The sequence below is a fragment of the Variovorax sp. 10N412 genome (assembly GCF_056394985.1).
The window spans coordinates 86,882-110,029 of sequence record NZ_JBFTIO010000009.1 but is presented as its reverse complement, the minus strand read 5'-3'; the positions used below and the strand labels follow the sequence as shown (position 1 = coordinate 110,029).

The 23,148-nt window shown below is 66.9% G+C and carries 22 protein-coding genes; 1 reads left to right on the top strand and 21 read right to left on the bottom strand.

The genetic code is table 11. The annotated features are described in order from the left end of the window. Positions 1–9: 9 nt before the first annotated feature. A complete protein-coding gene (locus AC1DJH_RS21255; RefSeq protein WP_478187055.1) occupies positions 10–1,449 on the top strand; it encodes a hypothetical protein in 1,440 nt (479 codons plus the stop codon). Positions 1,450–1,461: 12 nt separating this feature from the next. Here the strand turns inward: AC1DJH_RS21255 and AC1DJH_RS21250 are convergent, their stop codons facing one another. The 21 genes from AC1DJH_RS21250 to AC1DJH_RS21150 all read right to left on the bottom strand — a co-directional run bounded on the left by AC1DJH_RS21250 (position 1,462) and on the right by AC1DJH_RS21150 (position 23,034). Next, positions 1,462–2,634 carry an AAA family ATPase gene (locus AC1DJH_RS21250; protein WP_478187054.1) on the bottom strand — a complete coding sequence of 391 codons (1,173 nt, stop codon included), beginning with the start codon at positions 2,632–2,634 and terminating at the stop codon, positions 1,462–1,464. A gap of 19 nt (positions 2,635–2,653) precedes the next feature. Then, positions 2,654–3,394, bottom strand: coding sequence for a 1-(5-phosphoribosyl)-5-[(5-phosphoribosylamino)methylideneamino]imidazole-4-carboxamide isomerase (gene hisA / locus AC1DJH_RS21245; protein ID WP_435482806.1), 741 nt, complete (start codon positions 3,392–3,394; stop codon positions 2,654–2,656). A 62-nt stretch (positions 3,395–3,456) separates the two neighbouring features. Continuing rightward, complete coding sequence (hisH, locus tag AC1DJH_RS21240) at positions 3,457–4,113, bottom strand: imidazole glycerol phosphate synthase subunit HisH (RefSeq protein WP_435441372.1); 657 nt, start codon at positions 4,111–4,113, stop codon at positions 3,457–3,459. Between the two features lie 19 nt (positions 4,114–4,132). Next, positions 4,133–4,750, bottom strand: coding sequence for an imidazoleglycerol-phosphate dehydratase HisB (gene hisB / locus AC1DJH_RS21235; protein WP_472117104.1), 618 nt, complete (start codon positions 4,748–4,750; stop codon positions 4,133–4,135). Beyond that, positions 4,747–5,838, bottom strand: a complete 1,092-nt coding sequence (hisC, locus tag AC1DJH_RS21230; protein ID WP_478187053.1) for a histidinol-phosphate transaminase — start codon at positions 5,836–5,838, stop codon at positions 4,747–4,749. Before hisC ends, hisB begins: the two co-directional genes overlap by 4 nt. Then, positions 5,835–6,182 (bottom strand): hypothetical protein, encoded by a 348-nt coding sequence (locus AC1DJH_RS21225; protein WP_472117109.1) that lies wholly within the window; start codon positions 6,180–6,182, stop codon positions 5,835–5,837. The genes hisC and AC1DJH_RS21225 overlap by 4 nt, the downstream gene beginning before the upstream one ends. 5 nt (positions 6,183–6,187) lie before the next feature. Further along, complete coding sequence (locus AC1DJH_RS21220; RefSeq protein WP_478187052.1) at positions 6,188–7,012, bottom strand: hypothetical protein; 825 nt, start codon at positions 7,010–7,012, stop codon at positions 6,188–6,190. A gap of 35 nt (positions 7,013–7,047) precedes the next feature. Then, positions 7,048–8,418, bottom strand: a complete 1,371-nt coding sequence (gene hisD, locus AC1DJH_RS21215) for a histidinol dehydrogenase (RefSeq protein ID WP_472117114.1) — start codon at positions 8,416–8,418, stop codon at positions 7,048–7,050. 16 nt (positions 8,419–8,434) lie between these two features. After that, positions 8,435–9,076, bottom strand: coding sequence for an ATP phosphoribosyltransferase (gene hisG / locus AC1DJH_RS21210; protein WP_435441378.1), 642 nt, complete (start codon positions 9,074–9,076; stop codon positions 8,435–8,437). Beyond that, positions 9,073–10,362: a UDP-N-acetylglucosamine 1-carboxyvinyltransferase gene (murA, locus tag AC1DJH_RS21205; protein WP_435482800.1), complete on the bottom strand. Its 1,290-nt coding sequence runs from the start codon at positions 10,360–10,362 to the stop codon at positions 9,073–9,075. The genes hisG and murA overlap by 4 nt, the downstream gene beginning before the upstream one ends. Positions 10,363–10,402: 40 nt before the next feature. Further along, positions 10,403–10,645 carry a BolA family protein gene (locus AC1DJH_RS21200; RefSeq protein WP_007835251.1) on the bottom strand — a complete coding sequence of 81 codons (243 nt, stop codon included), beginning with the start codon at positions 10,643–10,645 and terminating at the stop codon, positions 10,403–10,405. Between the two features lie 17 nt (positions 10,646–10,662). Beyond that, positions 10,663–11,427, bottom strand: coding sequence for an ABC transporter permease (locus AC1DJH_RS21195; RefSeq protein ID WP_435494162.1), 765 nt, complete (start codon positions 11,425–11,427; stop codon positions 10,663–10,665). 82 nt (positions 11,428–11,509) lie between these two features. Then, the gene (locus AC1DJH_RS21190) at positions 11,510–12,457 is read right to left on the bottom strand and encodes an ABC transporter ATP-binding protein (RefSeq protein ID WP_435482798.1); all 948 of its coding nucleotides are present in this window, start codon (positions 12,455–12,457) and stop codon (positions 11,510–11,512) included. Between the two features lie 33 nt (positions 12,458–12,490). Next, complete coding sequence (locus AC1DJH_RS21185; protein ID WP_435441381.1) at positions 12,491–12,766, bottom strand: STAS domain-containing protein; 276 nt, start codon at positions 12,764–12,766, stop codon at positions 12,491–12,493. 4 nt (positions 12,767–12,770) lie between these two features. Next, positions 12,771–13,430, bottom strand: a complete 660-nt coding sequence (locus AC1DJH_RS21180) for an MlaC/ttg2D family ABC transporter substrate-binding protein (protein ID WP_472117126.1) — start codon at positions 13,428–13,430, stop codon at positions 12,771–12,773. Positions 13,431–13,591: 161 nt separating this feature from the next. Further along, positions 13,592–14,308, bottom strand: coding sequence for an MlaA family lipoprotein (locus AC1DJH_RS21175; protein WP_472117129.1), 717 nt, complete (start codon positions 14,306–14,308; stop codon positions 13,592–13,594). Between the two features lie 35 nt (positions 14,309–14,343). After that, positions 14,344–14,844 carry an outer membrane lipid asymmetry maintenance protein MlaD gene (gene mlaD, locus AC1DJH_RS21170; RefSeq protein WP_435441384.1) on the bottom strand — a complete coding sequence of 167 codons (501 nt, stop codon included), beginning with the start codon at positions 14,842–14,844 and terminating at the stop codon, positions 14,344–14,346. A 136-nt stretch (positions 14,845–14,980) separates the two neighbouring features. After that, complete coding sequence (gene mlaE, locus AC1DJH_RS21165) at positions 14,981–15,763, bottom strand: lipid asymmetry maintenance ABC transporter permease subunit MlaE (RefSeq protein ID WP_472117132.1); 783 nt, start codon at positions 15,761–15,763, stop codon at positions 14,981–14,983. Positions 15,764–15,845: 82 nt separating this feature from the next. After that, positions 15,846–16,706 (bottom strand): ABC transporter ATP-binding protein, encoded by an 861-nt coding sequence (locus tag AC1DJH_RS21160; RefSeq protein ID WP_472117135.1) that lies wholly within the window; start codon positions 16,704–16,706, stop codon positions 15,846–15,848. 66 nt (positions 16,707–16,772) lie between these two features. Then, the gene (locus AC1DJH_RS21155) at positions 16,773–18,251 is read right to left on the bottom strand and encodes a glutamate synthase subunit beta (protein ID WP_472117138.1); all 1,479 of its coding nucleotides are present in this window, start codon (positions 18,249–18,251) and stop codon (positions 16,773–16,775) included. 34 nt (positions 18,252–18,285) lie between these two features. Next, entirely contained in the window at positions 18,286–23,034 is a 4,749-nt protein-coding gene (locus tag AC1DJH_RS21150) for a glutamate synthase-related protein (RefSeq protein WP_478187051.1), read from the bottom strand. Between the last annotated feature and the right edge of the window lie 114 nt (positions 23,035–23,148).

Sequence of the window (23,148 nt, the reverse complement as noted above, 5' to 3'; positions counted from 1 at the left end):
TGCGGTCCGATGCCACCCAGCCCCGACACGCCCCCCCTCGCCGACCTGCTCGCCCTCGACCGCCGCTGCGAGGCCACCTGGCAGGCGTTGAGCGACACCCTCGAACGACACCTGCGCACCGGGCGCCTCGACGAAGCCCTTGCGCTGGCGCGTGCCGTTCCGCCCGACGACGCCGCGCTGGCCTGCCGGGACCACACCTTCCTGTTCTGGGCCGCCGTCGCCGAAGCCACCGCCGGCGACACGCCCGCGGCACTGGCCCACGTGCAGAACGCGTACCGGCACGGCTACCGCGCCTTCTGGGACTTTGCCGCCCACCGGGTGCCGGAAGACGAAAGCAGCGCCCTCAAGCGCCCGCTGCATGCCAACGCGCAGATCCAGGCCTGGGTCGACTCGGTGTTCGACGGCACCGTGGGCGACTGGGGCATGGACCCGCGGCGCACGCCCTTCTGCTGGTTGGAGCAGGGCCAACTCACGCTCGCCAAGGCGCGCTGCGCCATCGGCAACACCCTGCTGCACAAGGGTGCGCCGGTCTACAGGTTCAGGTTTTTCAACGGCTCCTTCGACATTCCCACCGAGTTTGCGGTGGCCGACGTCGAAGCCTTCGACAACGACCCCGCCGCCACGGCCAACCGCCAGCACTACCAGGCCCGCAGCTACACGCTGCAGGCGCATGCGTTCAAGGTCGGCTATGCGCATCCGCGCGTCCATGCCTTCTGGCGCACGCTGGACAGCTTCGACCTCGATGCCACGCTGGCGCTCATTGCAGAGCCGCCGCTGCACGAACTGCACCGGGGCACCGGCGGTGAGTTCGTCAACCTGCTGCATGCGCTGGTGCAATGCGGCCACCTCGACGCCATCGTGCACCGCCTGCCTGCACTGCCTGCGCACATGGCGCTGTTGCTGATGTGCTTCGACGTGCCCGACATCCGGGCTCGCGCGGCCGCCCACCTGGGCCTGCCCGAACTGCCGGCGCTGTTCGAACTGGCGCTCACGCCTTGTGCGCGCAAGAGCCCGGTCGACGTCTGCCGGCTGATCGACTTCGGCGCCCGGCATCCGCAGTTCCGGCGGCTGCTGGCCACGGTGCTGGCGCGCTACGCGCTGCACAGCTACGACAACTACAACCCGGGCATCAACTGGTTCTTCCAGGCCTTCGCCGAATTTGCGCTCGCACGCGGCGGCGGCCTGCTCGACTTTCTGGTGACCGAACCCGAGCTGCTGCCGGTGCTGCACCGCATGAAGACGCAGGCGGTGTGCGACGACCACGGCAACGACCTGCCGGCGCTGCATCGCACCCTGGTGCTGAACATGGCGTGGAGCGGCCACCCCGACCTGGCGGACTGGCGCGCCGTGCCGGCCACCATGCCGGACCGCACGCGCTTCGCGGCCTCGCACCGCAAGACCGAAGGCGTGATCGCCAGCGCGGCCTTTCGGGCGCTGGCGCGGGCCTGAGACAGGCAAGCCCTAGCGCGCCGGCCACTCCCAGCGCGGGATCTCGCTCATGTCCAGGTTGGCGATACGCGTTTCGCCGAACTGCTTGTCGAGCACCACCGATTTCAGGTCGTCGCTGTCTTCCAGCGCGGCGATCAGCCGCGCGGCATGCGACACCACGATCACCTGCGACTGGCGCGCCGCCTGCGCGATGAGGCGGCCGAGCGCGGGAAGCAGGTCGGGGTGCAGGCTGGTCTCGGGCTCGTTGAGCACCAGCAGCGCTGGCGCGCGGGGCGTGAGCAGGGCCGCGATCCACAACAGGTAGCGCAGGGTGCCGTCGGACAGCTCGGCGGCGGTCAGGGGGCGCAGCAGGCCGTGCTGGTGCATCAGCGTCTCGAAGCGGTCGCCGACCACCTGGACTTCGACGCGGGCTCCCGGAAAGGCGTCGTCCACGGCACGGTCGAGCGCTTCGCCGTCGCCGATCTCGCGGATGGTCTGCAGCGCCGCGGCCAGGTCGGCGCCGTCGTCGGCCAGCACGGGCGTGCAGGTACCCAGCTGTGGCTGGCGCGCGGGCGCCTCGGCATCGGAACGGAAATGGTCGTAGAAGCGCCAGGAGCGCATCTGCTCGCGCAGCGTGAGCATCTCGGGCGCGTCGCGCGGGTCGGCATGCTCGGTCATCATGCTGGCGAAGGCCGGCATCGGGCGGCCGACGGCCTGCCAACCCTTGCTGTCGCGAAGGCGCAGCGCAGCACCCTTGCGGTCGACCAGCTGCGTGGAGGGGCGCAGCAGCGGGCCGCTCCAGATGGCCTCGTGCTTGATCTGCGGGTCGCGCGAAAAAGCCGTCGACGGAATCGGCGGCGGCAGGCCGATGTCGATGGCATAGCCGAAATCTTCACTCTGGACACCGGCAAACCCCAGCTTCAGCGCCACCGGCTCGCTGCGCGTGGTGCCTTGAACGGGCACCTCGCCGCGCAGCATGGCCGCCGAAAACCGCTCGGGCCCGGCCCACAGCGTGGAAGACAGGCCGCCTTCACGCACCAGCGAGCGGATCACGCCGCCGTTGGCAATGTCGGCCAGCAGCCGCATCGCCCGGTACACGCTCGATTTGCCGCTGCCGTTGGCCCCGGTCACGACCGTGAGCCGGCCCAGCGGCACCGTCAGCTGGCGCAGCGAACGGTAGTTGGCAATGGCGAGCGCGGAGAGCACGCGCTGCGCGAAAAGGGCTTCAGGCCGCCAGTTCGTCCGCGCGGGCTTGCGCCGCGGCGAAATCGAGGTCGCCCGAATAGATGGCGCGGCCGCAGATGACGCCCTCGATGCCATCGGACTCGACGGCGCAGAGGTTGTCGATGTCCAGCATGTTCGAAAGGCCGCCCGAGGCGATCACCGGAATGGTCAGCGCCCGCGCCAGCTTGACGGTGGCTTCGATGTTGATGCCCGAGAGCATGCCGTCGCGGCCGATGTCGGTGTAGATGATCGACTCGACGCCGTAGTCCTCGAATTTCTTGCCCAGGTCGGCCACCTCGTGACCCGTGAGCTTGCTCCAGCCATCGGTGGCGACCTTGCCGTCCTTGGCGTCCAGGCCCACGATGATGTGGCCGCCGAAGGCGCTGCAGGCGTCCTTCAGGAAGCCCGGGTTCTTGACCGCGGCGGTGCCGATGATCACGTAGCGCAGGCCGTCGTCGATGTAGCGCTCGATGGTGTCGAGGTCGCGAATGCCGCCGCCCAGCTGCACCGGAATGTCGTCGCCGACTTCTTGCAGGATCGCCTTGATGGCCGCGTGGTTCTGCGGCTTGCCGGCGAAGGCCCCGTTCAGGTCGACCAGGTGCAGCCTGCGCGCGCCCGCCGTGACCCATTTGCGGGCCATGGCGGCGGGGTCTTCGCTGAAGACGGTGGACTGGTCCATGTCGCCCTGCTTGAGGCGAACGCAGTGGCCGTCCTTGAGATCAATGGCGGGAATGAGGAGCATGGAAGTGACGCGAGTGTGCAGGGTCCGGGCTGTGGGAGGTTCGGCCCGGACAGAAAAAAGGTTCAGGGATTCCAGTGGAGGAAGTTGCGATAGAGCTGCAACCCATGGTCCGCACTCTTCTCCGGGTGGAACTGGGTGGCAAAAATATTATCGCGTGCAATGGCTGCGGTAAAGCTCGCGCCGTAATCCGCTTCGCCCACGCTGTGCTTGGGGTCGACCGGGCAGGCGTAGAAGCTGTGCACAAAATAGAAATAGCTGTCGTCGGGCACGCCCGCCCACACGGCGTGCGGCTGGGCCTGGCGCACCTGGTTCCAGCCCATCTGCGGCACCTTGAAGCGGCTGCCGTCGGGCTGCAGGCGCCCGGCCAGGTCGAACTTGACGACCTCGCCCGGAATGAGGCCCAGGCCGTCGGTGGGGCCTTCGTGGCTGCGCGACAGCATCATCTGCATGCCCACGCACACACCGAACAGCGGCTTGCTGGCGGCCGCCTCGAGCACCGACTCCTGCAGGCCCGACTCGCGCAGTTCGCGCATGCAGTCGGGCATGGCGCCCTGGCCTGGCAGCACCACGCGGGTGGCCTTGCGGACCACGTCGGGGTCGGAGGTGACGAACACTTCCACGCCCACCTGGTCGGCCGCATGGCGCACGGCCTGCGACACGGAATGCAGGTTGCCCATGCCGTAGTCGACGACCGCCACGGTATTTGCTACGGATTTCATAGCTGTTCGACGGCGCGTTTCACAGCGATCCCTTGGTCGACGGGATCACCCCGACGGAGCGGGGGTCGAGTTCCAGTGCCCCGCGCATGGCGCGCGCGAAGGCCTTGAACACAGTTTCGCACTGGTGGTGCGCGTTGATGCCCTTGAGGTTGTCGATGTGCAGCGTGACGAAGGCGTGGTTCACGAAGCCCTGGAAGAACTCGTAGGTGAGCTGGCTGTCGAAGGTGCCGATCATTCCGCTGGTGAAGGGCACATGCATCACGAGGCCCGGGCGACCGGAGAAGTCGATGACCACGCGGCTCAGTGCTTCGTCGAGCGGCACGTAGGCATGGCCGTAGCGGCGGATGCCCTTCTTGTCGCCGATGGCCTTGGCCACGGCCTGGCCGAAAGTGATGCCCACGTCCTCCACCGTGTGGTGGCCGTCGATGTGCAGGTCGCCCTGGCAATCGATGTCGAGGTCGATCAGCCCGTGCCGGGCGATCTGGTCGAGCATGTGGTCGAAGAAACCGATGCCGGTCGAGAGCCTGGCCTTGCCGGTGCCGTCCAGGTTGACGCTGACGGTGATCTTGGTTTCCGCGGTGTTGCGGGTGACGGAGGCGATGCGCTCGCCGCTGTCCTGGGAGGTGGGGGTGTTCATAGTGAGGCTTCGAGCGCCGCGAGCATCCGCGCATTCTCGTCGGCGGTTCCGACGGTGAGGCGCAGGCAGTTGGCGAGCAGTTCGTGCATTTTAGAAACGTTCTTCACCAGCACCCCGCGCGCCTTCATGCCCTCGAAGGTCCTGGTGGCATCGGGCACGCGCAAAAGGATCATGTTGGCGTCGCTGGGCCAGGTCTTCACGCCGGGCAGGCGGCCGAGGCCCATCATCAGTCGCTCGCGCTCCTCGCGGATCTGCCGGGCCTGGGCCTCGAACACCTCGGCGTGTTCCAGCGCGAACAGCGCGCACTCGCAGTTGAGCACGCTGATGTTGTAGGGCGGGCGCACCTTGTCGATCTCGGCGATCAGCGCGGCAGGCCCCATCAGGTAGCCCAGGCGGATGCCGGCCAGGCCGAACTTGCTGAGCGTGCGCATCAGCAGCACATGGCCGTGCGCCGCAAGCCGGTCGATGTAGCTCCTGGCGGCGAACGGCTGGTAGGCCTCGTCGATCACCACCAGGCCGCCCTGCGCGCCCTGGGCCTGGACGATCTTCTCGATGACGGCGTCGTCCCAGAGGTTGGCGGTCGGGTTGTTCGGGTAGGCCAGGTAGACGATGGCGGGCTTCTCGCGCGCGATGGCAGCCAGCATGGCGGCCTCGTCGAGCTCGAAATCGGCCGTGAGCGGCACGCCGACGAACCGCAGGCCCTGCAGCTGCGCGCTCATGGCATACATCACGAAGCCGGGCAGCGGCGCCAGCACCGTGGCGCCAGGCTGGTCGCAGGCGATGTCGAGCAGCGAAATCAGCTCGTCGGAGCCATTGCCCAGCATCAGGGAGAAGCCTTCGGGCATCTGCGCATGGGCGGCGAGCGCACGCTGCAGGTGGGCGCCGCGTTCGCCCGGATACCGGTTGAGCGCCAGCGCGCCGAGCCGCGCGCCCAGCTCGGCCTGCAGCGCGGGCGGCAGGCTGAAGGGGTTTTCCATCGCGTCGAGCTTGATGAAGCCGCTGGCGTCCTGGACCGCATAGGCATGCATGGCCCGCACGTCGTTGCGGATACGGTCGAGCGGGGAGCGGGCGGATTCTGGAACGGTCATCGGGTGCAGCGGTAGCTGTTTTTCAGGGCGCCGGCCATGACCAGTTGAACGGGCATGTCGGCTTCGTAGCTGTCGGCGTTGCGGCTCAGCTCGGTCTGGTAGAGCGAACGGGCCATGGCGGGTTCTAGGCGGCGGCCCTCGACGCAGAACACGGGCGCCTGCCCGTTGCGCTGCGAAGCCTCGACGCCTTCGCGCAGGCCTTCGAGCACGCCGACCAGGTAGTAGCTGGCGTAGGCCTTGCCGTCCTTCTCGCTGGCTTCGAGCGTGCGCAGTTCGCGGATGCTCATGGCCTGCGCGCCGGCGGCGGCCACCAGCGCGAGAAGCAGGAAAGCGGCCCGCTTCATCGGCATCATTTGCGGTAGCGCGGCGCCGGCGCGTAGGCGCCGTCGGCCGGAAAGGCACTGGGCTGCGACGGGGTGGCGTCGCGGCGCTGGCGGCGGGGAGCGTCTTTTTCTTCGAGCTCGAACAGCGCGGCGCCGATCACGCCGATGTTGCGCACGTCGCCGGCGTCGGTGTTCGCGGCATAGGCCCGGCCCGGCGCCGCGAAGCGGAAGGCTGCGACCTCGTTCTGGCTCTTGCGGAAACCCTCGATGGTCAACGCCTGCAACGGGCGCAGCACATAGCCGCCGTTGCGCAGGCTGCCGGGCTTGCCGTTCAGCACGTCGAGCCCGTCGACCGTGGCGATGACCTCGTAGCTGCGCTCGCCGAGGTTGCGAAAGCGCAAGGTGTAGCGCGAGCCCTGGACGCCGGCCAAGCGGAACATGTCTTCTGCGCCTGCGCCACGGCGCGCGCGCTGCAGCGGCAGGGGCTGGCCGTCTTCGTCGAGCACCGACCATTCGATGTCGCCGTCGGCCAGCATCAGGCTCAGTCGGCGTTCCGGGTTGTTGCCCACCGCGCGGCGCACGGCCGATGCTTCGTTGTAGCCGAGCGAAGCCACGTCGTCCGGTTGGACGGACAGGCGCCTGGTGACGACCGCCTGCGTCTTCGACTCGCGGCCCTCGCCCCACTGCGTGCCGAGCTGCGGCGCGGGTGCGGCGCTGGGTGTGGCGTTGGCGGCCGGCGGGTCGCTGATCACTTGCCGCGGCATCTGGCTGCAGGCAGCCAGCAAGGCGGCGCCCGCGACGAGCCCCGCGGCGAATCTGAACAGACGCGAACGACAGAGACGGTCAATCATCTTGCTTGCTCCTCCCGGAGGCTTGTCATGGGGGCTCAGATCTTACGCAGCCGCATGCGGGCGGCTTCGGCGTGCGCCTGCAGGCCCTCACCTTCGGCCAGCGTGACGGCGATGGGGCCCAGCACCTGGGCGCCGGCCTCGCTGACCTCGATCAGGCTGGAGCGCTTCTGGAAGTCGTACACGCCCAGCGGGCTCGAAAAGCGCGCCGTGCCGCTGGTGGGCAGCACGTGGTTCGGGCCGGCGCAGTAGTCGCCCAGGCTCTCGCTGGTGAAGGCCCCCAGGAAGATCGCGCCGGCGTGGCGCAGCAGCGGCTCCCACCGGTCGGGTTCGCTGCTGCTCACTTCCAGGTGTTCGGGGGCGATGCGGTTGCTGATCTCGCAGGCCTCTTCCATGCTCTTCGTGTGGATCAGCGCGCCGCGGCCGTTGAGCGAGGCGGCGATGATCTCGGCGCGCGGCATCGTGGGCAGCAGGCGGTCGATCTCGGCCTGCACGCGCTCGATGTAGGCGGCGTCGGGGCACAGCAGGATGCTCTGGGCCAGCTCGTCGTGCTCGGCCTGGCTGAACAGGTCCATGGCCACCCAGTCGGGCGGCGTGCTGCCGTCGGCCAGCACCAGGATTTCGCTAGGCCCCGCGATCATGTCGATGCCCACGGTGCCGAACACGCGGCGCTTGGCGGCCGCCACGTAGGCGTTGCCGGGGCCGGTGATCTTGTCGACGGCAGGAACGGTGGCGGTGCCGTACGCCAGGGCGGCCACGGCTTGTGCACCCCCGATGGTGAAGGCGCGGGTGACGCCGGCCACGTAGGCGGCGGCGAGCACGAGCACGTTGCGCTCGCCCTTCGCGGACGATTGACCGCCCGCCCCCCCCGTGGCCACGCTGCCCTTCACGGGCGTCGGGACCACCATGATGATTTCGCCGACACCGGCCACATGGGCCGGAATGGCGTTCATCAGCAGGCTGGACGGATAGGCCGCCTTGCCGCCGGGCACGTAGATGCCCACGCGGTCCAGCGGCGTGACCTTCTGGCCCAGCAGCGTGCCGTCCACGTCGCGATAGCTCCAGCTTTCGCCGCTGGCCTTCTTCTGCGCCTCGTGGTAGCTGCGAACGCGGTCGGCCGCGGCCTGCAACGCCGTGCGCTGGTGTTCGGGCAGGGAATCGAAGGCTTCCTTGAAATCGGCCTGCGTGAGCTCGAGTTCGGGCACGGTGGCCGCGCCGAGTCCGTCGAAGCGGCGCGTGTACTCGAGCACCGCCGCGTCGCCGCGCGTGCGCACATCGGCCAGGATGTCGGCCACCACCTTCTCGATGGCCGCGTCCGCGTCCGCGGACCAATGCAGCCGCGCCTTGAATTCAGCATCGAAGCTGGCTGAAGTCGTCGAGAGTCGGGCGGGGGCTGCTTTCAGAGTCATGGGGTTCAGGCGGAAGTCAGACGGAGGGAATGGCGGACGCGAACGCGTCGATGATGCGGCGGATGGGCTCGCGCTTCAGCTTGAGCGCGGCCTGGTTCACGACCAGGCGCGCGCTGATGTCCATGATGCGCTCCACCTCGACGAGGTGGTTGGCCTTGAGCGTGTTGCCGGTCGAGACGAGGTCGACGATGGCGTCGGCCAGGCCCGTGAGCGGCGCCAGCTCCATGCTGCCGTAGAGCTTGATCAGGTCGACGTGCACGCCCTTGCTGGCGAAGAAGTCGCGCGCCAGGCCCACGTACTTGGTCGCCACGCGCAGGCGCGAGCCCTGCTTCACGGCCGAGGCGTAGTCGTAGTCGTTGCGCACGGCCACGCTCAGGCGGCAGGCCGCGATGCGCAGGTCCAGCGGCTGGTACAGGCCCTGGTTGCCATGCTCGAGCAGCACGTCGGAACCCGTCACGCCGAGGTCGGCGCCGCCGTACTGCACATAGGTGGGCACGTCGGAGGCGCGCACCAGCACCACGCGCACGTCGGGGCGGGTGGTGTCGAGAATGAGCTTGCGCGATTTCTCCGGGTCTTCTGTGACCTCGATGCCGGCGGCGGCCAGCAGGGGCATCGTCTCTTCGAAGATGCGGCCTTTGGAAAGAGCCAGAGTGATCATGCGGCGGCTCCTGTCACACGTTCGATGTCGGCGCCGAGGCCGCGCAGCTTGGCTTCCATGCGGTCGTAGCCCCGGTCCAGGTGGTAGATGCGGTCGACCAGCGTCTCGCCCTCGGCCACGAGGCCGGCGATGACGAGGCTGGCGGACGCGCGCAAGTCGGTGGCCATCACGGTGGCGCCGGAGAGCTGCTGCACGCCCTCGACCATCGCCACCTTGCCCTCGACGTGGATGCGCGCGCCCAGGCGCACCATCTCGTTCACGTGCATGAAGCGGTTCTCGAAGATGGTTTCGGTGACCATCGAGGCGCCGCGCGCAATGACGTTCAGGGCCATGAACTGGGCCTGCATGTCGGTTGGAAAGCCCGGGTATTCGGTGGTGCTGAAGCTTTGCGCCTTCAGGGTCTGGTGCGCCGGGCCCTTCGAGGCGATGCGCACGCCGTCCTTTTCGCAGGCGACGGTGCAGCCCGCATCGCGCAGCTTGTCGATCACGGCGTCCATGTGGTCGCCGCGCGCATGGCGCAGGAAGGCCTCGCCGCCCGTGGCCGCGACGGCGCACAGGAAGGTGCCGGCCTCGATGCGGTCGGCCACCACGGCATGTTCGCAGCCGTGCAGCTTTTCCACGCCCTGGATGCGGATGTGGCTGGTGCCGTGGCCTTCGATCTTCGCGCCCATGCGGATCAGCATCTCGGCCAGGTCGACGATCTCGGGCTCCTGCGCGGCGTTCTCGAGCAGGGTTTCGCCCTCGGCCAGCGCGGCCGCCATCAGGAAGTTCTCGGTGCCGGTGACGGTGACCATGTCGGTCAGGATGCGCGCACCCTTCAGTCGGGTGCGGCCCTCGGGCAGCCGCGCGAGCATGTAGCCGTGGTCGACCACGATTTCCGCGCCCATGGCCTGCAGGCCCTTGATGTGCTGGTCGACCGGCCGCGAGCCGATGGCGCAGCCGCCGGGCAGCGACACCTTGGCATGGCCGAAGCGCGCCAGCAGCGGGCCCAGGGCCAGCACGGAGGCGCGCATGGTCTTCACGAGTTCGTAGGGCGCCTCGGGGTTGCCCAGGTCGCCTGCGTTGAGTTGCACGGTGCCGTTGTCGTCGCGCTCGGCTGTCACGCCCATGTTGCGCACGAGCTTGAGCATGGTCGACACGTCCTGCAGGCGCGGCACGTTGTGCAGCGTCACGGGCTGATCGGTCAGCAACGCCGCGCACAGCTCGGGCAGCGCGGCGTTCTTGGCGCCGGAAATGAGTACTTCGCCGCGGAGCTCTCGCCCGCCGCGAATCAGAAGTTTGTCCATCGAAATTCCAGCGAAATCAGGGCCCCGCGGGGCCGGAACGTTATTTTTCCACTGCGGCCCATTCGGCCGGCGTGTAGGTCTTCATCGAAAGCGCATGCACCTCGTCGGTGTGCATTTTCGCACCGAGGGTGGCGTAGACCCGCTGATGGCGCTGAATGGCGCGCTTGCCCTCGAACTCGGCCGAGACGATGGTGGCGTACCAATGCCGGCCGTCCCCCTCGAGCGTGATGTGCTCGCACGGAAGATGGGACTGGATCAGGGCCTGGAGTTGTTCGGCGGTCATAGGGTGTGGAAAAACGTTCAGCTGCGGATCTTGTAACCGATGCGCAGGAGGTGGACGGCAATGGCGCTCACCACCAGCCAGGCGGTGCCGACGATGCCCAGGCTCAGCCAGGGCGAGGCGTCGCTCACGCCGAAGAAGCCGTAGCGGAAGCCGTCGATCATGTAGAAGAACGGGTTCAGGTGGCTCACCTTCTGCCAGAAAGGCGGCAGCGAACCGATCGAATAGAACACGCCCGACAGGAAGGTCATGGGCATGATCAGGAAGTTCTGGAACACGGCCATCTGGTCGAACTTCTCGGCCCAGAGGCCGGCGATGAGGCCCAATGTGCCCAGCATGGCGGCGCCCAGGAACGCGAACACGATGATCCAGAGCGGCGCCACGAAGCTGGGCATGGCAAAGAACATGGTGACCAGGAACACGCCAAGCCCCACGGCCAGCCCGCGAATGATCGACGAGCCCACGTACGCGAAGAACCAGCCCCAGTGCGACAGCGGCGTGAGCAGCACGAACACCAGGTTGCCCATGATCTTGCTCTGGATGATCGACGACGAGCTGTTGGCGAACGCGTTCTGCAGCACGCTCATCATCACCAGGCCCGGCACCAGGAACGCGGTATAGGGCACGGTGCCGTAGACCGTGACGCGGCCTTCGAGCACGTGACCGAACACCATGAGGTACAGCAGCGCGGTGAGCACCGGCGCGCCGACGGTCTGGAAACCGACCTTCCAGAAGCGCAACGTCTCCTTGTAGAGCAGCGCGCGCCAACCCGTGACGGCGATCATGGCGCCCCCTTGTTCGGGACTGCGTGTCCTCGCATCCCCCCGAGGGGAAGCTTCGCTTGCTTGGGGCGGCCCGGCGCGGCGCTCATCGCGCGACCTCCAGGGGCGTCTGCTCGCCCGCCATCAGGTCGATGAACACGTCTTCCAGGTCGGCCTTGCGCATTTCCACGTCTTCCACCGCGACGCCGGCTTCGCGGATCGCGGCCAGCAGTTGTTCGACTTCATGGGCGTTCTGTGCGGGCAGCTGCACGATGCGCCCGGTGATGCGCGCATGCTGGGCAATGGCCCAGGGCAGCATGGCGTCGGTCTTGAAGCGCAGCACGTTGCTCGCGGCCGACTTCAGCAGCTCGCTGGTGCGGTCGAGCGCGATCACGCGGCCCTGCTTGAGCATTGCGATGCGGTTGCACAACGCCTCCGCCTCTTCGAGATAGTGGGTGGTCAGCAGCACGGTACTGCCCTGCTTGTTGAGCCTGGCGACGAACTGCCAGAGCGTCTGGCGCAACTCGACGTCCACGCCGGCCGTGGGCTCGTCCAGCACGATCACCGGCGGCTTGTGCACCAGCGCCTGCGCCACCAGCACACGGCGCTTCATGCCGCCCGAGAGCTGGCGCATGTTGGCCGTCGCCTTGTCTGCGAGGCCCAGGCTTTGCAGCAGCTCGTCGATCCAGGCTTCGTTGTTCTTGATGCCGAAGTAGCCCGACTGGATGCGCAGCGACTCGCGCACGTTGAAGAAGGGGTCGAACACCAGCTCCTGCGGCACGATGCCGAGCTGGCGGCGCGCCTCGGCGAAGTCGCGCTGGACATCGAAGCCGTGCACGCTGATGGCGCCGGCCGTGGGGCGCGACAGGCCCGCGAGCATGCTGATCAGGGTGGTCTTGCCCGCCCCGTTGGGCCCGAGCAGGCCGAAGAACTCGCCGGGCTCGATCTGGAATGTGACCTCGTCGACCGCCTTCAGCCCTTGCTTGCCTTGGGCTTTCTGTTGTCGGGAGGGGGGGTAGGTCTTGGAGACCGATTGGAATGAGATCGCGGGCATGGGAGCCCGCGATTTTACCGGCCCGTTACTTTTTCAGGGCGCGGCGGGCAAAAGGCCCGCAACACCATACAGCGCCGCCAGCTCGCGCAGCCGGGGAGACAGGCCCTTCACCGAGAAGCCGCGACCCAGCGCACTGGATTCGCGCCGGCATTCGAGCAGCACCGCCAGCGCCGACGAGTCGAACTGGGCCAGCGCGGTGGCGTCCACCACGGTGGACGACGAATCGACCTGGCCCTTCAGCCCCTGCTGCAGCATGCGCATGCAGGCGGGGGCCTCGTCATGGGTCAGGCGCGTGGGCAGGACCAGCATCCGATCAGCCCTTGCTGTTGCCCTTGTTGCGCGCCGCAAGCGCCGCAATCAGGCCATCGATGCCGCTCTTGTTGATTTCCTGCGAGAACTGGGTGCGGTAGGTGTCGACCAGCCAGACGCCCAGCACATTGAGGTTGTAGACCTTCCATCCGGCGCCCTGGCCGGGGGTCTTCTCAAGGCGGTAGTCCAGCTGGACCGGGTCGCCGCGGCCCTTGACCTCGGTACGCACCAGCACATCGGCATCGTCGGGCGAGCCGCGGAACGGACGCACGGTGACGGTCTGGTCGCTGACCTGGTCGAGCGCGCCCGCATAGGTGCGCACCAGCAAGGTCTTGAACTCTTCCTGCAGGCGCTTTTGCTGCTCCGGCGTGGCCGTGCGCCAGGCCGGGCCGACGGCCGAGGACGTCATGCGCTGGAAATTGACGTTGGGCATGATCTTGCTGTCGACCAGCAGCATGATCTTGTTGACATCGCCCGACTTGATGGACTTGTCCGACTTGATGGTCTCGAGCACATCGGTCGAAATGCGCTTGACCAGCGCATCGGGGCTTTCGTCGGCAGCGCGTGCGGGGCTCACGAAGGTGGCGGCGGCGCTGAACAGCATGGCGCCAGCCAGCACCAGGTGGCCGAAGCCGCGTCGTTGCAGGATCATCTTGTTGTTCATGGAGAGGTCCCTCAGGTTTCGGATTTCGCGCAACACGCACCGGAACGGCGTGTCACGATAGAACGGGTTCGACAGGCCCCGGGCCTACCGGGTTCCTGTCGCGCAGGTGAAGCCTTGCAACGGAATGCAAGCGAGCACCTGCGCCGGCCGCGCCCGGCTGGCTACTTGCCTGCGTCTTCGTCGGGGCCCTTGCCGTCGTGGACCAGGCTGAGCCGGCGTTGCAGGAAGGCGTCGCGCGTGAACGAATACTTGTCGAGCGCGGCATCGTCGATCAGGCGACCGGCGCGCAGGTACTGCGAGCGCATGTCGACCGCGCGCAGCACGGTCAGCGAATTGCGCCACGCCACGTCGTTCATGGCGCTGAGCGGGTCGCCGTAGAAGTCGACCGGCTTGGCGACCGTGTCGCGAAGGGTCGAGGGGCCGAGCACCGGCAGCACGATGTACGGGCCTGCGCCCACACCCCAGCGACCGAGCGTCTGGCCGAAATCTTCGTCGTGGCGGTCGATACCGGCTTCGGTGGCGACGTCGAGCAGGCCGCCGAGACCGAAGAAGGTGTTGACGTTGACCCGCATGAAGGTCTCGGCGCTGTTCTGCAGCTTGAGCTGGGCCACGCTGTTGGCAAAACTCCAGACGTCGCCGAGGTTGCCGAAGAAGTTGTTCACCCCCGTACGCACCATCGAAGGCAGCACGTTGACGTAGACCGTGGACACAGGCACGAGCACGGCCTGGTCGAGCTTGTCGTTGAACGTGAACACGCCGCGGTTGAACGGTTCGAAAGGATCAGCCGGATTGGCATTGGGACCGGTGGCGCAACCGGCCACGAGTGCGAAGACCGCGGCCGCGCTGGTCCAGCGCGCGTATTTGGCTGTTTTGTTCATGACAGTCGAGGCGACATGCAAAAAGGATCGTGTTTTCATTTTTTATTGGGAGTGCCCTGCGCCGTGCCGGAGTTGGAACTCCCATCGGCGGCCTTGCTGTAGAGGAACTGGCTGATCAGGTTTTCCAGCACCACCGCGGATTGCGTCGCTGTGATGGTGTCGCCGGCCTGCAGGTTCTTCTCCTCGGCGCCCGCCTCGATCCCGATGTACTGCTCGCCGAGCAGGCCACTGGTCAGGATCTTGAGCGAACTGTCCTTGGGAAAACTGTAACGGTTTTGCAAAGCCAGTGTGACATCGGCCTGAAAGGTCTTGTCGTTGAAGGAGATGGATTCCACACGGCCGACCACCACGCCCGCGCTGCGGATCGCGGTCTGGGGCTTGAGCCCGCCGATGTTGTCGAAGCGCGCGGTCACCGAATAGGTCTTCTGGAAGTTCAGGCTCAGCAGGTTGGCCGACTGCAGCGCGAGAAACAGCAATGCAGCGGCGCCGATCAGCACGAACAGGCCGACCCAGATGTCATTGTTGGAACGTTGCATATCGACTCTTCCTAAATTCCTGCGGATTGACTCATTCGGGGAACACCGCAGAACCGGCTTTGCCGGGCTGCTGGAGTTGCCCCCTGCAAGGGGGTTGGCGGCCACACGAGGTGGGCAAGCCTGGGGGTGTACTCGTTCATATGCTGAACATCATGGCGGTCAGGAGGAAGTCCAGCCCCAGCACCGCCAGCGATGCCGTCACCACCGTGCGCGTGGTCGCGCGCGACACGCCTTCGGGCGTCGGCTGGGCTTCATACCCCTGCAGCAGCGCGATGAAGGTCACGGTGAAACCGAAGACGATGCTCTTGATGACGCCGTTGCCGACGTCGCGCCACACGTCGACGCCGCCCTGCATCTGCCCCCAGAACGCGCCCGGGTCCACACCCAGCATCAGCACGCCCACCACATAGCCGCCCATGATGCCGACCGCACTGAACACGGCGGCCAGCAACGGCATGGTGATGACGCCGGCCCAGAAGCGCGGCGCGAGGATGCGCTGCACCGGGTCGACGGCCATCATTTCCATGGCGCTCAGTTGCTCGTCGGCCTTCATGAGGCCGATTTCCGCAGTGAGCGACGTGCCGGCGCGCCCGGTGAACAGCAACGCCGCCACCACCGGCCCGAGCTCGCGCACCAGGCTCAGCGTGACCAGCAGGCCGAGTGCTTCGGCAGAGCCGTAGCGCTGCAGCGCGTAGTACATCTGCAGGCCCAGCACGAATCCCACGAACAAACCCGACACGCCGATGATGGCGAGCGAGTAGTTGCCCAGGAAATGGATCTGGTCGCGCACGAGGCTGAAGCGGCGCATGATCTGCGCGCCCGGCCCGAGCAGGCGCAGGAAGAGCTTCGCGCCATGCCCGAGGTGGGCCAGACGGCTGCGCACGGCAAAGCCGACATCGGCGGGCTTCCACCAACTCATGTTTGCCCCCACGTTCGGCACTTCGTGTCCTCACTGCCCCCCGAGTGGGGCTTCGCTTGCTCGGGGCGGCCCAGCGCAGCGCTCATGACCGCCCTCCTTCGACGTTGCCGAAGTCGTCTTCGATGCTGACACCGGGGTAGTGAAACCGCACGGGCCCGTCGGGCAATGCGTTCACGAACTGATGGACCAAAGGATCGACGCTGTTGCGCACGTCGTCGGGCGCGCCCTGCGCAGCGATGCCGCCGTTGGCCAGGATGATCACGTGGTCGGCGATGCGGAAGGTTTCTTCCAGGTCGTGCGACACGATGATGCTGGTGAGGCCGAGCGTGTCGTTGAGCTGGCGAATCAGCCGCGCCGCGGTGCCCAGCGAAATGGGGTCGAGTCCGGCGAAGGGTTCGTCGTACATCACGAGGTCTGGGTCGAGCGCAATGGCGCGCGCCAGCGCCACGCGCCGTGCCATGCCGCCCGACACCTCGCTGGGCATCATGTCGCGCGCGCCGCGCAGGCCGACGGCGTCGAGCTTCATGAGCACGATGTCGCGCACCAGCGCTTCGGACAACTGCGTGTGCTCGCGCAGCGGAAACGCCACGTTGTCGAACACGCTCATGTCGGTGAACAAGGCGCCGAACTGGAACAGCATGCCCATGCGGCGCCGCGCCGCGTAGAGCGCCGAGGCGTCGAACCTGACGACGTCCTGACCGTCGAAAAGAACCTCGCCGCGCTGTGCCTTCTGCTGTCCGCCGATCAGGCGCAGGACCGTGGTCTTGCCGCCGCCCGATGCGCCCATCAGGGCCGTCACCTTGCCGCGCGGCACGGTGAAGGACACGCCGTCGAGAATGGCGCGCGCGCCGTAGCCGAACGTGACGTTGCGGAACTCTACGAAGGGATGTTGCGGTGCGGCTGGGTCCATCTCAATAAAAAAGCCGGGCGCTTTTTCAAGCATCCCGGCATGCGGTTTCACGCGGATGATAACGGGGCCGCGACCGGACCCGCTAAATTGAAACAAAATTCATCGCGGCAAGTCGCTGAATCCCATCAGAAATTCATCGACCGAACGTGCCGCTTGACGGCCTTCGCGAATGGCCCACACCACCAGCGACTGGCCACGGCGGATATCGCCCGCGGCAAACACCTTCGGCACGTTGGTGGCATAGCCGCCGATGAAGTCGACCGTCGCGCGAGCGTTGCCGCGCGCGTCCTTCTCGACACCGAAGGCGTCCAGCACGGTGGCCACGGGACTGATGAAGCCCATGGCGAGCAGCACCAGGTCGGCCTTCAGCACCTGCTCGCTGCCGGCCACTTCCTGCATCTTGCCGTCCTTCCATTCGACGCGAACGGTCTTCAGGCCGGTGACCTTGCCCTTCTCGCCGATGAATTCCTTGGTGGAAATGGCGAACTCCCGCTCGCAGCCCTCTTCGTGGCTGGAACTGGTGCGCAGCTTGATCGGCCAGTACGGCCAGGTCATGGGGCGGTTCTCTTCCTCGGGTGGCTGCGGCATCAGTTCGAACTGCGTGACGCTCGCCGCGCCGTGGCGGTTGCTGGTGCCCACGCAGTCGGAGCCGGTGTCGCCGCCGCCGATCACGATCACGTGCTTGCCGTCGGCGCGCAACTGGCCCTTGACCTTGTCGCCCGCGTTGACGCGGTTCTGCTGCGGCAGGAACTCCATGGCGTAGTGAATGCCGTCGAGGTCGCGGCCGGGCACCGGCAGGTCGCGCGACTGCTCGGCGCCGCCGGTGAGCACCACCGCGTCGAATTCTTTCTGCAGCTGTTCGGGTGTGACGGTTTCCTTGGCGAGGTTGGTCACCTTGGAGCCCTTGCCCAGCGGGTCCTTCGCGGCGCCGACCATCACGCCGGTACGGAAGGTCACGCCCTCGGCCTTCATCTGCTCGACACGGCGGTCGATGTGGGTCTTCTCCATCTTGAAGTCGGGAATGCCGTAGCGCAGCAGGCCGCCGATGCGGTCGTTCTTCTCGAACAGCGTCACGTCGTGGCCCACGCGTGCCAGTTGCTGCGCAGCCGCCATGCCGGCCGGGCCCGAACCCACCACGGCCACCTTCTTGCCGGTCTTGTGCTTGGCGGCGCGCGGCGCCACCCAGCCTTCGTCCCAGGCGCGGTCGATGATCGCGTGCTCGATCGACTTGATGCCGATCGCGTCGTCGTTCACGTTGAGCACGCAGGCCGCTTCACAGGGCGCGGGGCAGATGCGGCCGGTGAACTCGGGGAAGTTGTTGGTCGAGTCGAGCACCGCGTAGGCGTTTTGCCAGTCGTCGCGGTACACGAGGTCGTTGAAGTCCGGAATGATGTTGTTGACCGGGCAGCCGCTGTTGCAGAACGGCGTGCCGCAGTCCATGCAGCGGGCACCCTGCACCTTGGCCTGCTCGGGCGTCAGGCCGACGACGAATTCCTTGTAGTGCTTGACGCGCTCGTCGATGGGCTTGTAGCCCTCTTCGATGCGCTCATGCTCCATGAAGCCGGTGATCTTTCCCATCGTGCTTTCCTCTGTTCTTCGTGTTCGTTGCCGCTCAGACCGCGGCGGTTGCGGACGGCGCCACCAGCGCATGCGGCTCGAGACCGGCGTGCGCGTTGTTGCCGCTGCTCGCCAGCTCGACCTTGCGGTCGTGCAGCTCGGCCAGCGCGCGCTTGTATTCGTTCGGGAACACCTTCACGAACTTGGTGCGCGACACGGCCCAGCTGTCGAGCAGTTCGCGCGCGCGCTTGCTGCCGGTCCAGCGGTGGTGCTCCTCGAGCAGCTTCTTGAGCTGCGCTTCGTCGGTCTCGCCGCCGTGCCAGATCTTGCGGTGCACGCTGGCCGTCTGCTCGGCCGAGGTCAGCACCTTGTCGAGCGAGACCATCGCGAGGTTGCAACGCGTGGCGAACTGGCCGTCTTCGTCGTAGACGAAGGCCACGCCGCCGCTCATGCCGGCCGCGAAGTTGCGGCCCGTCTTGCCGAGCACGGCCACCGTGCCGCCGGTCATGTATTCGCAACCGTGGTCGCCCGTGCCTTCGATGACCGCCGTGGCGCCCGAAAGACGCACCGCGAAACGCTCGCCGGCCACGCCGCACAGGTAGGCCTCGCCGGTGGTCGCGCCGTACAGCGCGGTGTTGCCCACGATGGTGTTGCGCACCGCTTCGCCGCGGAAGTCCAGGCTGGGGCGAACCACCACGCGGCCGCCGGACAGGCCCTTGCCGGTGTAGTCGTTGGCGTCGCCGATCAGGTACAGCGTGATGCCGCGTGCCAGGAAGGCGCCGAACGACTGGCCGCCCGTGCCCTCGAGCTGGATGCGGATCGAGTCGTCGGGCAGGCCTTGCGGATGCACCTTGGTCAGCGCGCCCGAGAGCATGGCGCCCACCGAGCGGTTGACGTTGCGCACCACCTCGATGAACTGCACCTTCTCGCCCTTGTCGATGGCGGGACGCGACTTCTCGATGAGCTTGACGTCCAGCGCGCGCTCCAGGCCGTGCTCCTGGTTCTCGACATGGAAGCGCGGCACGTCGGCCGGCACGTTGGGCAGCGCGAAGAGGCGGCTGAAATCGAGGCCCGAAGCCTTCCAGTGCTCGATGCCCTTGCGCATGTCGAGCAGGTCGGCGCGGCCGATCAGGTCGTCGAACTTGCGGATGCCCAGCTGGGCCATGATCTGGCGCACTTCTTCGGCCACGAAGAAGAAGTAGTTGACGACGTGCTCGGGCTTGCCCGAGAACTTCTTGCGCAGGATCGGGTCCTGCGTGGCCACGCCCACCGGGCAGGTGTTCAGGTGGCACTTGCGCATCATGATGCAGCCTTCGACCACCAGCGGCGCGGTCGCGAAGCCGAACTCGTCGGCACCCAGCAGCGCGCCGATGGCGACGTCGCGGCCGGTCTTCATCTGGCCGTCGGCCTGCACGCGGATGCGGCTGCGCAGGCGGTTGAGCACCAGCGTCTGCTGCGTCTCGGCCAGGCCGATTTCCCACGGGCTGCCTGCATGCTTGATCGACGACCACGGCGAGGCACCCGTGCCGCCGTCATGGCCGGCGATCACGACGTGGTCGCTCTTGCACTTGGCCACGCCCGCGGCGATGGTGCCCACGCCGATTTCGCTCACCAGCTTCACGCTGATGCTGGCGTGCGGCGCGGTGTTCTTCAGGTCGTGAATGAGCTGCGCCAGGTCTTCGATCGAGTAGATGTCGTGGTGCGGCGGGGGCGAGATGAGGCCCACGCCCGGCACGGCATAGCGCTGCTTGCCGATGTACTCGGTGACCTTGCCGCCGGGCAGCTGGCCGCCCTCGCCCGGCTTGGCGCCCTGCGCCATCTTGATCTGGATCTGGTCGGCCGAATGCAGGTACTCGGCGGTGACGCCGAAGCGGCCGGAGGCCACCTGCTTGATGCGCGAACGCAGCGAGTCGCCGTCCTTCAGCGGCAGGTCGACCTCGACGTTGGCCGCACCGATCACGCTCTTGAGCGTGTCGCCCTGCTTGATCGGAATGCCCTTGAGCTCGTTGCGGTAGCGCGCGGGGTCTTCGCCGCCCTCGCCCGTGTTGCTCTTGCCGCCGATGCGGTTCATGGCCACGGCGAGCGTGGCGTGGGCTTCGGTGCTGATGGAGCCGAGCGACATCGCACCGGTGGCGAAGCGCTTGACGATCTCGACGGCGGACTCGACCTCGTCGACCGGCACGGCCTTGGCCGGGTCGATCTTGAACTCGAACAGGCCGCGCAGCGTGAGGTGGCGGCGGTTCTGGTCGTTGATGAGCTGGGCGTATTCCTTGTACGTGTTCCAGTTGTTGGAGCGCGTGCTGTGCTGCAGCTTGGCGATGGCGTCGGGCGTCCACATGTGCTCTTCGCCGCGTGCGCGCCAGGCGTACTCGCCGCCGGCGTCCAGCATGCTGGCGAGCACCGGGTCGTCGCTGAACGCGGCCTTGTGCATGCGGATGGCTTCCTCGGCGATCTCGAAGACGCCGATGCCTTCCACGCGGCTCGCGGTGCCGGTGAAGTACTTGTTGACGGTGACGGTGTTCAGGCCGATGGCCTCGAACAGCTGCGCGCCGCAGTAGCTCATGTAGGTGCTGACACCCATCTTCGACATGATCTTCGACAGGCCCTTGCCGATGGCCTTGACGTAGTTGTAGACCGCCTTGTCGGCGCTCAGGTCGCCCGGCAGGTCGGCATGCATGGCGGCCAGCGTTTCCATGGCCAGGTACGGGTGCACGGCTTCGGCGCCGTAGCCGGCCAGCACGCCGAAGTGATGCACTTCGCGCGCCGAGCCCGTTTCCACGACCAGGCCGGCGGTGGTGCGCAGGCCTTCACGCACCAGGTACTGGTGCACGGCCGACAGCGCCAGCACGGCGGGAATGGCCACCTGCGTGGGGCTCACGCCGCGGTCGCTCACGATCAGGATGTTGTGGCCGCCCTTGATGGCGTCCACCGCTTCGGCGCACAGCGAGGCCAGCTTGGCTTCGACGCCTTCGTCGCCCCAGGCCAGCGGGTAGGTGATGTCGAGCACGTAGCTCTTGAACTTGCCCTGCGTGTACTTGCCGATGTCGCGCAGCTTCGCCATGTCGGAGAAGTCGAGGATCGGCTGGCTCACTTCGAGCCGCATCGGCGGGTTGACCTGGTTGATGTCCAGCAGGTTGGGCTTGGGTCCGATGAAGGACACCAGCGACATCACGATGGCTTCGCGGATCGGGTCGATCGGCGGGTTGGTCACTTGCGCGAACAACTGCTTGAAGTAGTTGTAGAGCGGCTTGTTCTTGCTGGAGAGCACGGCCAGCGGGCTGTCGTTGCCCATGGAGCCGATGCCCTCCTCGCCGGCCTGCGCCATCGGGCTCATCAGGAACTTGATGTCTTCCTGGGTGTAGCCGAAGGCCTGCTGGCGGTCGAGCAGCGCCACTTGGCTCAGGGGCGCGGAGAACGGCTCGGCCTTGACGCTGTCGAGCTTGATGCGCAGGTTCTCGATCCACTGCTTGTAGGGCTTGCTGTTGGCGAGGGTGGACTTGACCTCCTCGTCGTCGATCATGCGGCCTTGTTCCAGGTCGATCAGGAACATCTTGCCGGGCTGCAGGCGCCACTTGCGCACGATCTTCTGCTCGGGCACGGGCAGCACGCCGGATTCGGACGCCATGATGACCAGGTCGTCGTCGGTCACGCAGTAGCGCGAGGGGCGCAGGCCGTTGCGGTCAAGCGTGGCGCCGATCTGGCGGCCGTCGGTGAAGACGATGGAGGCCGGGCCGTCCCACGGCTCGAGCATGGCGGCGTGGTATTCATAGAACGCGCGGCGACGCGGGTCCATGGTGGCGTGCTGTTCCCAGGGTTCGGGAATCATCATCATCACGGCCTGGCTGATGGGGTAGCCGGACATCGTCAGCAGCTCGAGGCAGTTGTCGAAGGTGGCTGTGTCGGACTGGCCGGCGAAGCTGATCGGATAGAGCTTCTGCAGGTCGGCGCCCAGGACGGGTGAAGACATCACGCCTTCGCGCGCCTTCATCCAGTTGTAGTTGCCCTTGACCGTGTTGATTTCGCCGTTGTGGGCGACGTAACGGTACGGGTGGGCCAGCGGCCACTCGGGGAAGGTGTTGGTCGAGAAGCGCTGGTGCACCAGGCCCAGGGCCGAGACGCAGCGCTTGTCCTGCAGGTCCATGAAGTAGGTACCGACCTGGTCGGCCAGCAGCAGCCCCTTGTAGACCACGGTGCGGCTCGACATGCTGGGTACGTAGTACTCCTTGCTGTGCTTGAGCTTCAGGCGCTGGATGTTGGCGCTGGCGGTCTTGCGGATCACGTAGAGCTTGCGTTCCAGCGCGTCCTGCACGATCACGTCGTTGCCGCGGCCGATGAACACCTGGCGCAGCAGCGGCTCCTTGGCGCGCACGGTAGGCGACATGGGCATGTCGCGGTTGACCGGCACGTCGCGCCAGCCGAGCAGCACCTGGCCTTCGGCCTTGATGGCGCGTTCCATTTCCTGCTCGCAGGCTTCGCGGGAGGCATGTTCCTTGGGCAGGAAGATCATGCCGACGCCGTACTCGCCCGGCGGGGGCAGCGTGACGCCCTGGCTGGCCATCTCTTCGCGGTACAGGTGGTCGGGCAGCTGGATCAGGATGCCCGCGCCGTCCCCCATGAGCTTGTCGGCGCCCACGGCGCCGCGGTGGTCGAGGTTTTCAAGGATCTTCAGGCCCTGCAGCACGATGGCATGGCTTTTCTCGCCCTTGATGTGGGCGACGAAGCCGACGCCGCAGGCATCGTGCTCGTCGGCACCGGAATACAGACCGTGTTCTTGGAGATGTTGAATCTCGGCAGCCGTCGTCATGGGCGCGCTCCTTCAGTTTTCGCAGGGAAAGGGAGCATATTGCGATGCACAAAGAATGCCAAATACTTTAATTGGGGTCAGATTCTTATTAAATCTTGAGTTTTCTTGTCAGAA